General features: G+C 40.8%; 6 protein-coding genes. 1 reads left to right on the plus strand and 5 read right to left on the minus strand.

The features are described 5' to 3' along the window. Positions 1-21 precede the first annotated feature (21 nt). The 5 genes from OK025_RS00595 to OK025_RS00615 form a co-directional block, all read right to left on the minus strand. A complete protein-coding gene (locus tag OK025_RS00595) occupies positions 22-3120 on the minus strand; it encodes a TonB-dependent receptor (RefSeq protein WP_317667876.1) in 3099 nt (1032 codons plus the stop codon). Positions 3121-3124: 4 nt separating this feature from the next. Further along, positions 3125-4162 (minus strand): FecR family protein, encoded by a 1038-nt coding sequence (locus OK025_RS00600; protein WP_317667877.1) that lies wholly within the window; start codon positions 4160-4162, stop codon positions 3125-3127. A 66-nt stretch (positions 4163-4228) separates the two neighbouring features. Beyond that, entirely contained in the window at positions 4229-4756 is a 528-nt protein-coding gene (locus OK025_RS00605; protein ID WP_075991636.1) for an RNA polymerase sigma factor, read from the minus strand. A gap of 422 nt (positions 4757-5178) precedes the next feature. Then, a complete protein-coding gene (locus OK025_RS00610; RefSeq protein WP_317667878.1) occupies positions 5179-6759 on the minus strand; it encodes a RagB/SusD family nutrient uptake outer membrane protein in 1581 nt (526 codons plus the stop codon). Positions 6760-6934: 175 nt separating this feature from the next. Continuing rightward, entirely contained in the window at positions 6935-9919 is a 2985-nt protein-coding gene (locus OK025_RS00615; RefSeq protein WP_317667879.1) for a SusC/RagA family TonB-linked outer membrane protein, read from the minus strand. A 434-nt stretch (positions 9920-10353) separates the two neighbouring features. Between OK025_RS00615 and OK025_RS00620 the strand changes: the two genes are divergently transcribed. Beyond that, positions 10354-14310 carry a two-component regulator propeller domain-containing protein gene (locus OK025_RS00620; RefSeq protein WP_317667880.1) on the plus strand — a complete coding sequence of 1319 codons (3957 nt, stop codon included), beginning with the start codon at positions 10354-10356 and terminating at the stop codon, positions 14308-14310. Positions 14311-14517 lie beyond the last annotated feature (207 nt).

The raw sequence follows: 14517 nt of genomic DNA on the forward strand, positions 1-14517 counted from the left end.
TTCTGATTTAGATATTAGCTATTAAAATGTTGCACTTACACCAAAAGTAAACGAGCGCATCGAAGGATATGAATTAAAATCCAGACCTACCCCAGCATTGGCACTCTGATTATTTCCAGCTCTATTTTTAACCAGCGCATCATTTTCATATCCCTTGGTATCCACCTCAGGATCCCATCCAGAATAATTGCTAATCGTAAATAAGTTTTCCGCCATACCATATACGCGTATCGATTGAACCGCTTTTGTTTTCAATGGAATGGTATAACCCAGTGTCAGATTACGCAACCGCAAAAAAGAAGCATTCTCAATAAAATGGTCATTGATATAGCCACCATAGTTCATGTAGTAGAATCCATTTCTTGGAATATCCGTATTAGTGTTTGTCGGAGTCCATCGATTTAAAGCTTCTGTGGTACGTTTCCACTCCAGATTCATGCGTGTCATATTGAGCAGATCGTTTCCGACATTTCCATAAATGAAGGCCGTCAGATCAAAGTTTTTATACGCGAATGTATTGGTCATACCAAAATTGAACTTCGGATAACCACGACCGATGATCGTCCGGTCCGCTGAATTGATTGTACCATCACCGTTCACATCCGCGAACTTCGGATCGCCGGGTTTCGAATTTGGCTGTGGCGCATAGTTTTCTCCTTGTTGAATAACCCCCAGGTATCTATAGCCAAATAAAGAGCCTAATGATTCCCCAACACGAATAACCGAATAAGCTTCTTCAGAAACATTACCCATTGGTTTTGACGAAGTCAACAATTGCTCAGGCTCTCCACCCAAGCTTGATACCTTATTGCGGTTCATCGCTAAATTCAATTTTGTCTCCCAGGTAAACGCTCCGGTCATATTCTTACTGGTTACCGAAAACTCCAACCCTTTGTTATTCATCGTACCTAGATTGCGCTGTCCAGAGGTATATCCTGTGTAATAAGGCAATATACTCTTAATCAAAAGATCATTGGTTTTCTTATAATAGGCATCTACGGTAAAGGCTAATCGATTCTTAAAAAATGAAAAATCAAGTCCGACGTTATATTGCGTCGTGGATTCCCATTTTAATTTATCGTTTTCAGGATAAGTTGGGTTTTGTTTAACGCCACCCGAATTGGTCACACCATCAAACGTATAGTGCCCATTATCCATCAATCCATAAGAAGCATAATCCGCGACGCGATCATTACCCGTCTGTCCGTAACCCAACCTAAATTTTAGATCCGAAAATAGCTGCTGCTCTTTCATGAAATCCTCATTGTTGACCTTCCATGCAAAAGCTGCTGAAGGAAAGGTTCCCCAACGATGGTTGGGACTAAAGCGCGATGATCCATCACGACGTAAGGTTGCAGTCAACAGGTACTTATCAGCATAGGCGTAATTTACCCGCCCGAAAAAAGAGATGACCAAATTCTCCGCCTTAGCAGAATTTACTCCCGTAATACTAGAGGCCATTCCTAAATTATTGTATTCCAGCAGATCCGTTGAAAAACCTTTTACATTGATCCCCTTATTGTTGCGCACATATTTCTCATACGAATAGCCCCCCATCACACTCAAATTGTGTTTCTCATTAAACACCTTTGCATAGGTGGCATAAAAATCAATCAGGTTATGGGTCTCATTATAATCGGCCTGACTTGCCACACCATCATCTATCCCACCCTGATAAGAGTCTCGAGTCAGATAACTGCCCAATTGATCATGTGTTATTTCTGTTCCTGCATCCATGCGCAAGGTCAGTTCCTTGATCGGATTTACCTCAAGAAAAATATTTCCATTCAACTTGTCCCTTTGCACATCATTGATCCGTGACATCAGGTTGGCCAAGGGATTGTCACCCTGCCCCCCTGGAGGTCTTCCAAAACTTCCATCTGCATTGTAAACAGGTACCGTCGGATCATAGGTCAATATGCTATACAAAACATTTGAATTAAGGATATTTCCGTCATACACCTGCATATTTGATTTTTCCCGTTGCGCGGATAGGCTCGCCCCAGTGCGGATATAATCGTTTACCTTTTGATCCACGTTGATACGTCCCGAAATTCGATTAAAGTCTGTCGTCTTCAAAACACCCTTTTGATCAAAATAACCTATGCTCGTCAACACTTTGGTTTTCTCACCACCTCCGGAAAACTGTAAATTATGGTTTTGCAAAATGCCGTTCCGCATGGTCTCCTTTACCCAATCCGTGTTGACATCAGACTCGAGCTGTGATTTGGTATAGACTGCATATTCCTGATTTTCTTGCCCCTGAATCTCCTTATAAAGTGCATTGGCAAGATTCATATATTGCTTACCGTCGAGAAAGGTGAACGGTATAATCGGTTTCTGTGTTCCCACATAGCCACTATAGGTAATGTTGTTTTTATCCGTAAGACCACGTTTTGTGGTAATGATAATAACACCATTGGCACCTCTGGAACCGTAGATAGCCGTTGCCGAAGCATCCTTTAAGATATCCATGGAAGCAATATCATCAGGATTGATGTTGATACCATTATTTGTTGGAAATCCATCGATCACATAGAGTGGATCATTACTTCCACTGATGGAATTGGTTCCGCGAATCCGAATAGACGTGCTACCACCCGGCGCCTTTGAATTCTGGGTTACAACGACACCGGAAGCTTTACCCTGTAGGGCCTGCCCTACATTGCTCACCGCTCCGCCTTTCGTTAGTTCGTTGCTGGAAAGCGATGCAATGGCACCTGTCAGATCGCTTTTCTTTTGTTTACCGTATCCGATCACGACAACATCTTCTAGCTGATTCACCTGATCCTCCAAAATAATGGAAAGAGTGGTGGCTCCATCAGCGGAAACCTGCACATTTCGTTCTACATAGCTTTGATACCCGATGTATGAAAAAGTCAGTTCATACCCCTTTCCATTCGGTACATCTGCAAAACGAAAACTCCCATCACTCGCACTGGAAGCTGCTGTTGAAAAACTGCTGCCGGGATTTTTCAAAAGTATACTTACCCCTGCCAGCCGTTGCCCCGACGAGTTTTTGATTACACCATTTATTGTTCCCGCTAGACATCGAAAAGATAACAATGTCAAGACAAGAAAAACAAAAAATGGTTTCTTGGTTAAGTTGAAATTTACCATGATTCTATTTTTTAGGTTTGAGTATATATGTATTATGTTGTTTTTCAAGAATAAACGGATTCACCTCAACAATCAACTGCAGAATAGACGCCGCAAGATCCGTTTTGTCTTTCAGGTCCATTGTTGGATTCTTGCTAAACCGCCCCTTTATCCGATAGTTTTTAACGATTAATGAATCATAAGATATAGGTACATCAAGCTCATGATTGATATATTGAATAATATCAGATACAGCGGTTTCTTCCAATTGGAGCCAATTGGCGCTCTGGTGAATTGTTGCCGGATTGCGGTACGGTTTTTCCGTTGCGGAAAGCATAAGCTGGGCCGGTAGACTTTCCCTCGCACTCATTTTTGGCGTACCTTTGAAATTTGAAACAAGCATCTTGTTCGCCCCGCCAAAATAAATCTGTTGGCCTGGTTTCAAAATGTTTGTCTCTACTACGGACGGTTCTATCGATTCAACGCGAACCTTCCCCTCAAATAATCGGATCAGAACATGTTCAACTGCCGCATTATAATCCACGATGAATTCTGTTCCCAGCGCTGTGGTCATCAACGTGCCGCTTTCGACGATGAAAGGTTTTGAAGGATCCTTTGCTACTTTAAAATTGACTCTTCCACTGAATAGTTTAACCCGCCGAAAGTCAAGATCCGGTTTTATAACGAGCTGAATCAGTGCACCGGGTTCCAAGGTTAAAATTGAATTGTCTGCTGCAATAATTTCTTTAGGCTGAGCAGAAGGGTTGTAGTAAATTTCCTGAATGAAGCTTGCTGTTTGTAGAGGTTTATCGGTTGATATGCCCAAAAGATTGGATAAAACAAACAGGAAACCAAACAGGACGAATACAGTAATAATTCTCAACAGGCTATCGCCACCACGTTTTGACTTATTTTCCTGATTGATATAGGAAACCCAATCATCTTCCGAAATGAGATCGTCCAATAATGTCGGATCGTCATTCAGCCAGGTGAACACAAGTTTCGCTTCCTCAGCAGAACATTCATTCGCCAGGAATTTATTTAATAAGGATTTACGATTCATAACAGTTTCTATCCTTTTAGCAGGATAGGTATATAACTGTTATACGAATAGTGATGGGCTTGTCCCCTAAGACAACTTAAAAAATTTTTTAATAAATTTCAGGCCAATGCTAACGTGATTTTCTACAGTCTTCGGGGAGATAGACAATTTGACGGCAATTTCTTTATAACTCAATTCTTCAATTTTATGAAGATAAAAGACCTGTTGCCGCATAAAAGGCATTTGTGTAATCAGCTCTTTTACGTATTCTAACTCTCCTTTATAGGCAATTTGTCGTTCAAGATCTTCATATTGGGTCAGTACAAATGGTTTCTCAAACGCTACATATTTTCTATTCAATGCACGCCGGCGCAATTCATCAATCAATTTTGTGCGCGCAATCTGGAAGAGCTGGGTACTGAATTGGATTTGCTGATTCGCATTATTTTTGCGTTCCCAAACAATTAAAAAAGTCTGTTGGACGACATCTTCAGCAAGATTCGAACATTGGGTCTTCTGATACAGAAAATAGTATAATTTCCTGTACCAATAACGATAAGCTAGAAAAAACTCTTTTTCGTTAGTAGGTGCCCGCTGTAGGATTTTATTAATCATAATCTACATTTAGATAATCTTGTTTCAATGCTGTTATCCTTTTCACAAAGAACATCGAAATTGGTATCTGACAGAATTCCAATTTGATCCATCAAAATGACCTATGCTTTTTGGCTAGTTATCCAGCTCTAAAGTGATTATTTTTTATCAAAAAAACAAGACAATATTTTCAATAGAGCAATTGCTTCTATCTCTATTTTAAGCACCTTCTTTCCTAAAAGCTTTTTGGTCTCACAAGAACCAACCGTCGTGAAAGTAAACTACGGGTTCTTTCTGGTCAAAAGAAACGAATTGTAAGAAACGAATTGTTTCAAAAAAAGAAGGTATTTAGCTGATAAGAGTAAGTTCCTATCCGCTAAATACCTTTCAAAACAAAACGAACTTCTTGAAGTTGCTTGTTTTACTGATGCATATATAGCAAATTAATAACCTGTATTTTGCTTCAAATTTGGATTGACAGCAATCTGTTGACTCGGGATTGGATAAACCAATGTTTTGGGATCGGCATCCGCAGCCTTTTCTTGCCAGGCCAATAAAAATTTACCAAAACGAATCAAATCCTGTCTTCTCCAGCCTTCCCAATATAACTCGCGAGCACGCTCATCCAATAAATTATCGAGCGTCAATGCCGTCAAGTTAGTAACACCACGGTTCGTCCGAATAGTATTGACCAAACCGAGTGCCTCTGTTGCTGTTCCTGTTCCACCTCTCAGAATAGCCTCTGCTTGCATCAGCAATACGTCGGCGTAACGAAATACAACCCAGTCGTTGTTTCGTTGACCAGTGACGGCATAATCAAACGCATACTTCATTGGACGGATACCAGCTGTTTCCAGGGTTGCACCCGAGGTACGGATGGTGACTTCACGCGTGAAGACCAAAGGTGCATTCGCTGGGTTCCGCGCCATTAAGGGTTTGTTTGTACTCCAATTGTATTGCTGTCCAGCAAAAAAACCAACATTTTGACGTTTGAATTCTTTTGTTCTGTTAGAAGTCGTATCAGCTGGATAATTATAATAAATTCCCCTTCTTTCATCGGTATCCGAAAATTTATCGTAATAGTCTGATAAGGTACACCAGCCATTCCACCCCCCCGGATTCATATTATAGTGAGCAACGGTATTCCAGGTACGGTCCACATTTCCACCTCTATCTCCATTTTTATTGTATAAAGTGAAAATATTTTCGGTAGACTTCTCGTCGTTATCCGGCGCAAAATTATCAAAGTATTTGCCCTTCGCAGAAATAGTATAGAATCCCGAAGCGGTAATTTCTTTGGCTAAAGTCACTACCTTGTTCATATCGTCGGCAGCAAAAGAAGGAGCTTGTCTATTTAAAAATGTTCCCTTATTCAAATAAATCTTCATCAATAATGCTTTCGCCGCATTTTTATTAGCAACATATGCCGCTTTCGGCCCGTTTGCAGGCAAACTCGCTATAATTTCGTTGAGATCCTTCACCATATAGTCAATAGCCGCCTGTGGCTGTAACACCTCTGGTGCGATTCTAAAATCTTCAAAAGATGCTCCTTCCCGGACGGGTACTACGCCATAAAGATCCAACATATCAAACATGACCAACGCACGAATAAACTTCGCTTCAGCCCCTTGCTGCGCACTCGGATTATACCGCAATACATTGCCCGCATTATAGATGGCTGTACCCAAACTGACAAAAGTATTATTCATGTAGCCATTATCTGCATTCCAGGTATGTAAATGAATCGCACGATGCATACCATTATCATCCCAGTCGCCACCCCGTGTAGGGGCCATGGCTGCGTCCGTTGATATTTCCTGCATCACCCAGCGCTGTTCCTGCTGGTAAGGGGTGTTCAATGAATTATAAGCTGTGATCAACAAGCTTCCAGGATCCACATTGGATGTCCCCTCCTCCAATTCTCCTTTAAATTCCTCCTTTAGTTTAGTACAAGAAAATGTACTAGTTACAAGGGAGCCAATTATTCCGATATATAATAAAGTTCTTAATTTCATCTTTTTCATCCGTCTAAATTTGATTATTTATTCATCCATTTTGACTGTTAGGCATTCATACTGCCTTTGGTGTTTCATTCTTCATGAGGCGATCAGATTTATTCATTTTTATTCATTCACTAATACGTTTAAATCCATCTTGATGCTCTCCTCTTTTTATTATCTAATGATCTACAGTATACGCTTAAAGTGAGAAGTTAATCCCCAATAGGATATTTCTTGCCGGTGGATAGGGTAAATATTCGATACCCAACGAAGGAATACCATTTGTTGCACCATCTGTATTCACCTCAGGATCAAATCCTGTATACTTCGTGATGATGAAAAGATTCTGTCCAGTAAGGGATACATTTAAATTCTTAAGTGTTCTACCTACATTTCCAACACGATAGCTTAACGTAAGATTGGCCATTTTTAGATAATCACCTTTTTCAAGGAATCGCGTCGAAGGCGCAGCCGAATTGGAAGTAGACTCTTTTACAGCTGTATTAAAGAATGCTGAACCGATATTACGTGATGATAGATTACTCAATCCCAAAGTTGTCGCTGCCGTATTATTGAATAGATAATGTCCAAAAGCACCATTCATATTGGCGGCCAAAGAAAACTGTTTGTAATTTACGTTGGTAGAAATACCCAATAAAGTCGTCGGATTTGGACTGTGCATATAGAATTTATTAATTGCAGGGTCGTTGGCCGTACTGATACTACCATCCTGTCCGCGATACATGCTCATGCCTGTCTGCGGATCAATACCTTGATAATCGGCCAGGTACCAAACATTCAATGGTTGCCCATTTACCATACGTTGTCCCAATACACCTGAAAAACCTTGTCCACGCAATGCCCCTGTTTCGTAATAGCCCACTAGACCACTTACACTGTTTTTCAGGAAAGTTGCATTACCTGTCAAATCCCAAATCCAATTGTCATTTTTAATAATTGTACCTGTCAACGCGACCTCTACCCCTTTATTGACAATCTCACCATCCAAATTCACCCAGATACGCCCTGCTGGAGCTGGCTGTGCAAGAGTTTGCTCAAAAAGCGCATCTGTGGTCTTCTTATTAAAATAATCAATGGATCCATACAGACGATTGCCCCAAATTCCAAAATCAATACCCGCATTAATCGTGGTCGAAGTCTCCCATTTCAAATCAGGATTACCATAGTTTGCCTGGCTTACACTTTGATTACCAAAAACCAGTCTATTTAACGATGCCCCAGATGGAAATTCTTGGTTACCTGTTTTTCCCCAACCTAACCTTACTTTCAACTGATCAAAAATACCGGTAGATTTCAAAAACTCTTCCTGATTCACATTCCATGCTACTGCCAATGAAGGGAACATGGCGTATTTGTTGTTTGAACCAAATTTCGTTGAGCCATCCCTTCTTACTGTTGCAGTCAATAAGTAGCGATCCAAGTAATTGAATCCGCCACGCAAGAAAAGTGATTGCAATTGGTTGGTTGGGCTTCTATACGACGATATTTCCCGCGTGGAAACAGGCGTATATTGTAGATAGTCAAAATAATCTAGTCCCATGTAACGAAATCCACCGCCAAAGGAAATGTTGTTGTTGTAGTTATAATCCAAATACTCGTAACCTGCTACCGCATTGACACTCCAATCTGAATTGATTTGTTTATTGTAAGAGAGCATATGCGTCATTTGCAAGTTGGTTTCTCCGTTATTGGAAATAAAGGCCTGCTCATTGTTCACAGCTGAAGGATCAATAAGTCCTGCGCGGTACATACCTTCACGGTTTCCAGTTTGTCGCATTGCACTATAGATAAAGCGATATTCCAAATCGTCTGTAATTTTATAGTATGGCGCCAAGTTGATTACCATGGTATTTGTTGTCGCCAAATCTTTAAAGGCGTCAATACTTGTCAATGGGTTTCGCGTAGTCGAACTGACAAAGGTTAAATTGCCTTGATCGTCCCGTAATGGTCGTGTCGGATTCCATTGTAAGGCTTGGGAGATCACATTTCCTTCCGAACCGACCATCGCATTGATCGGTGCGTATTTATTATCCATTTGCGTCAAAAAGACTGCAAAATCCAATCCCAATCGTTTGTTTTCCAGAAAACGGAAATTTCCGTTAAAATTGGCTGTGTATTTCTTCAGCTGTGATCCACGAATAATACCGTTTTGGTTTAAATATCCACCTGAAAGGCGATACTTACCATACTCGGTTCCGCCAGCTACATCAGCATAGTAATTTTGCGTGATCGCTTTTCTTGTGATCGCTTTAAAGGCATCCTCATTGCCACCAAAATCAGCATTTGCGACTTCAGATGGTGTATAATATTTCAACGCTTCTCTAAATCGAGCAGCATCTAATACATCCGGATATTCCCGCATGGTAGAAACACCTGCAGAGGCTCCTACAGAAACCTCGGGCTGCCCAACTTTACCTCTTTTCGTCGAAATAATGACAACGCCATTTGCCCCACGTGAACCATAAATTGCTGTAGCCGATGCATCTTTAAGAATGTCCATACTAGCAATGTCACCCGGATTCAAGTAAGTCAAAGGATTTCCTCTATCGGAAGAAAAGCCTCCTCTTCCTTCGGGCAGAGGTGAATTGCCCGACATAGGCACACCATCCAGCACAAATAACGGGTTGTTACTGGCCCGGATCGATGAGTTTCCACGGATACGTACTGTGGTTGATCCGCCAGGTTGCCCCGTATTGTTAATCACCATAACCCCTGGTGTCTTTCCTTGTATTAATTGATCGGGACTCGTCATGATCCCCTTATTGAAGTTTTTCGCTCCAATAGTGACCATAGACCCCGTTAGATCTTTTTTACGGGCGGTACCATAACCGATCACAACGACCTCATCTAGGCCCTGACCGGCACTAGGTTCCAGCGCTACGGTGATATCGTTTCCCACAATGGGTACTTCTTTTAAAGTATATCCAATAAAGGATACTTCCAGCGTTTTCGCTTCACTGGGAACAGTAAATGTAAAGGAACCTTCCGTGTCTGTTGTTGTAGCAGCGGTTCCCCCTTTTACCTTAATTGTAGCTCCCGCCAATGGACCTTGAGTCTCATCTACAACCTTTCCCTTCAAGACTTTCGTCTGGGCAACTACAATAAAAGATACAAGCAAAAATGTAAGCGTCATTACGCATTGTGCAAGTAGTTTATTTTTCATACGCTTTTTGATTGGTGGTTTAATTGATTTTTATATCGTGCATCTAGGATACACAAATGATACTAAGTGATTTTTAATGATATTTTTTAGGCGCCAAAGCCCTTTTGAAATGCGTATAGTCTTCCCCAATAATGGCAAAGACGTAGCGCTGGGTATCAAGGCCTTTAAAGCCAAAATTCAAAACCAAAGCATCGTGAACATCATGTCTCACAGGTAAAAACAAAAACCTAACAAACTGAAAAACAAGGACACAGGACTTACCTGTCATAATTCTAGGGCGAAACATACGTTTATATTTGGTTATTATTGTTTTATAAAAATGCGGAAATCCTTGTAGCTAGTCCAATCAGAGCGTCTCAATTTTATATCAAAGCGTATCAGTAAAACTATTTTTTATCTTTTAATTGACTATTTTTAGTTCAACGTAATCAGTTTTGAAAAGAATAACCACCATACTCCTTTTATCTATCTTGCTAGCATGTATTAACGTGCAGGCACAATCGATCTATTTTAAAAATTATCAAACCCACGACGGTCTCTCTAATAGCACAGTCAAATGTATTACACAGGATGTTCAGGGTTTTCTATGGTTAGGGACAAGGAATGGCCTCAATCGCTTTGATGGCAATCAATTTAAGATATTTAGACACAATGCTTCAGACTCTACAAGTATCGGAAGTTCGTCCATTTTAAGTATACTCACAGACAGTAAAGGAGTGCTATGGGTGGGAACCACACGCGGTACCTATTGTTACGATCCTATTAAAGAAAATTTTACACCATTCAGGGGTGTACCAATCGGTGAAGTAAATGCCATACACGAATACGCCGGTTTTATCTGGTTACTTTCGAACGGAAAACTTTATCGCTATAATTCTTATACAACAGAAATAATTCCATTTGATCAGAACAAAAATACCATTGTAGCGATTACCAGCAGCAAAAAAGGCGGGTTGTGGACAACGGACAATAACAGTACCATACAACGGTATCAGGTTAATACGAGCAAATTTGTCGAAGTTGACCTTAAAAAGATCGATCGAAAAGCATTGGCAAATACTAAAACCGTTTACGCCATCAATGATTCCCTGTTGATGGTCGGTACAATCAATTCGGCCTATTTGTTTGATTTCAAAAATGGCCGGTTGAAAAATCTATTTGCAAGTCATTACCCCAATAAAGTTATCCAGGCAAACTGTATTATTCAACAAACGGAGTCGATATACTGGATTGGAACAGAAACTGGAATATATACCTATGATATCCACACAGGTCAGAGCCAGCACATCAAAAAAGATCTGCTCAATCCATTTGCCATATCTGACAATGCTGTCCTGAATTTCTATCGGGACCGTGAAGACAACATCTGGTTTGGAACATTTTTCGGCGGCTTTAACCAATACAGCAACCAATTCGACAATTTCAAAAAGTATCTATCTGGATTCGGAAAATCGGCCCTATCAGGCAATATTGTACACGATATCAAAAAAGATCGCTATGGAAATTTCTGGATAGGAACAGAAGATGGCGGCCTGAACAAAATTGATGCGCAAACACAACAAATTCAGCATTTCCTTGCCAATGGAAAAAAAGGAAGTATAGCGCATAACAATGTTCATGGCCTGGCAACAATCGGCGACGATCTTTGGGTAGGCTCCACAACACATGGACTAGACATTCTCGACGTAAAAACCGGAAAACTAAAAAAACACTATGACCGTATCGGCAAAGGCCCCCTACAAAGCAGCTTTGCTGTATGCCTCTATAAGTCCAGAGACAACAGCATGTTTGTCGGGACAGACCGCGCACTATACCGCTACAACAAAAATAGCGACAGTTTTGACCTCCTTCCTATTACCGCATGGATACAGGGCATTTATGAAGATGAATATGGTATACTTTGGATCAACACCTACGGTAGCGGGGTCTACCAATATAACCGCAGTTCGGGAGAAATTCAGCACCTGTTATCCGAACAAGGTAAACAAAATACACTCGTCAATAATTACGTCAACGGTCTATTTGAAGACAGCAAAAATAACTTGTGGTTTTGCACCGAAAGCGGCCTCTCAAAATACCGTCGTGATGGGCGCTTCACCAATTATCTGACCGAATCCGGTTTACCTTCCAATCAGGTATTCAAGGTCCTAGAAGACGACAACAGGAGCATCTGGATATCTACAGGTGGTGGATTGGTTAGACTGGACGAAGGAGTTCCGCGTAGGGTCATCTATACATCGAGAGATGGGCTTCCCGCAGATCAGTTTAATTATAATTCGGCTTACAAAGATAGCGACGGGACTTTATATTTCGGGACGATTAAAGGAATGGTTAGCTTCAACCCGACAAAATCCATTAAGAACAGCTTTATTCCACCTATATTCATCAGCGGCATTCAGATTAACAATGTGAGCGTACCGGTTCGTGAAAATGGCATACTAAAAGAATCCATCTCCCTATCAGAAGAGATCCAACTGACCTACGACAATTCCAATATTAGCTTCAATATCGCCGCCTTGAGCTTTGTTTCCCCAAAGAGCAATCCTTATCGTTATATCATGGAAGGTTACGATAAAGACTGGACCGATATTACAGGCCATCAAAAAATCTATTACAATAAACTTCCTCCGGGCACTTATACGTTTAAGTTCAGGGGTGCAAATAACAACAGCGTCTGGAATCCGAATGAAAAAAAACTGCTCATCATCGTTTCGCCACCCTGGTGGCAGTCAAGTTGGGCATACTTGCTTTATTTTTTGAGCTTCGGCACCATTGCACTGCTCGTATTGCGGTATTACTTTCTCCTTATCAAGGCCAACAACGCCCAAAAGATGGATAGTTATGAACGAAAAAAAGAACAGGAAATATATAACCTCAAGCTGGAATTCTTCACCAACCTGGCCCACGAAATTCGTACGCCACTCACGCTGATCAAGATGCCCCTTGAGAAAATAATCAATAACCATAAATTTACCGATCGCGACACAGCCAAAGACCTTGCGTTGATTGAAAAAAACACAGCGCGATTAATTCGCCTCACCAACCAATTACTTGATTTTAGAAAAGCAGAAACCAACAATATGAGCCTTATTTTTACTAAAACGGATATTAATGCACTCCTATCCGAAGTATTTCACGATTTAAATTATTTTGCAAAAGATAAACAGCTGCACTATGACCTCAGTCTCCCGCGTATCAGTCTCACGGCTTACGTGGATGAAGAAGCCCTTCGAAAAATCTTTACCAACCTGATTCATAACGCCATCAAATATGCGGATCAAGAAGTCAACGTCAAACTCCTCCCTTTTAATAGCGATGATATTATGTTCAATATCGAGTTTAAGAATGATGGTGAGCTCATTCCTTTTGAGAAAAGAGAGAAAATATTTGAACCATTTTATCGCTTAAATGAATCCGATAAAGATACGGGGACGGGCATTGGTCTTCCTTTATCCCGCTCCTTGGTTGAATTGCACCAAGGAAACTTATCCCTTGTACATCTGGAAGAGAACCGCAATATATTTCTGCTATCGATCCCAATCTTTCAGGAACAATCGCTCGACATCAAATCTTTTCAGGAAGATAATGACGATCATGTATTGCATGATAGATCCGATGAACAGGAGGAAGAAAAGCCGGTGATTCTGCTCGTCGAGGATAATAAAGAAATATTGGCCTACCTCAATAAAGAATTGAAAACCAGCTACACTATTCTACGGGCAGGGAACGGTGCCGAGGCCCTCGAAATATTAGATCAAGAGAATGTACAACTTGTATTAACAGATATTATGATGCCCATTATGGATGGTCTGGCGCTATGCAAACGCATCAAAACAGATATTCTGTATAGCCATATTCCCGTTATTTTTCTAACGGCAAAAAATGCACTGGATTCAAAAATTCAGGGATTAAAAAATGGTGCTGATGCCTATATCGAAAAACCCTTTTCGCTTGAATTCCTTATGGTACAGATACGCAACATCCTCAAAAACCGTAAAATCATCAAGAATTACCTAACCAATTCTTCCAGCTCCAACTTAATGGATATTAACGTTTCAGCACCCGACAAAGATTTTATCAGTCAGCTGAATACGGTTATTTATGAGAATATTTCAACGATAGATCTCAATGTGGATGAACTGGCCAAATTGATGCATATGAGCCGTCCAACCCTTTACCGTAAAATCAAAGGACTATCCGACCTCACACCCAATGAATTGATCAATATTTCACGATTGAAAAAGGCGGCAGAACTACTCACCCAAAAAGAATATAACATCACCCAGGTATCAACGATGGTCGGTTATACCGTACAATCCAATTTTTCAAGGGACTTTCATAAGCACTATGGCATGTCGCCAAGCAGCTATATTCTTGAAAACCGCAAGTGATGAACACCAGTTCCAGTACCAGGAAGAAGATTATTCCAATGGCGTAAAAACTGTTCCCGAGATGCCAAAAGAATATCGGCACTTGATAAAGAAAGAAATCGCCCCTAGATAAAGAAAGAATCGGGGACAAATACAAGGAGCTCGAAAATCTTATTGAAAGACGCTAGCGAAGTAAAAAGCCGTAGACGTAGAGATACCCCCTCTACG

This window comes from Sphingobacterium sp. UGAL515B_05 (assembly GCF_033097525.1).
GTDB lineage: Bacteria > Bacteroidota > Bacteroidia > Sphingobacteriales > Sphingobacteriaceae > Sphingobacterium.

What these genes read in the sequence shown, in the direction of transcription:
- OK025_RS00595 (WP_317667876.1), bottom strand. Translation starts at nt 3,120, where the DNA reads ATGGTAAATTTCAACTTAACCAAGAAACCATTTTTTGTTTTTCTTGTC.
- OK025_RS00605 (WP_075991636.1), bottom strand. Translation starts at nt 4,756, where the DNA reads ATGATTAATAAAATCCTACAGCGGGCACCTACTAACGAAAAAGAGTTT.
- OK025_RS00600 (WP_317667877.1), bottom strand. Translation starts at nt 4,162, where the DNA reads ATGAATCGTAAATCCTTATTAAATAAATTCCTGGCGAATGAATGTTCT.
- OK025_RS00610 (WP_317667878.1), bottom strand. Translation starts at nt 6,759, where the DNA reads ATGAAAAAGATGAAATTAAGAACTTTATTATATATCGGAATAATTGGC.
- OK025_RS00615 (WP_317667879.1), bottom strand. Translation starts at nt 9,919, where the DNA reads ATGAAAAATAAACTACTTGCACAATGCGTAATGACGCTTACATTTTTG.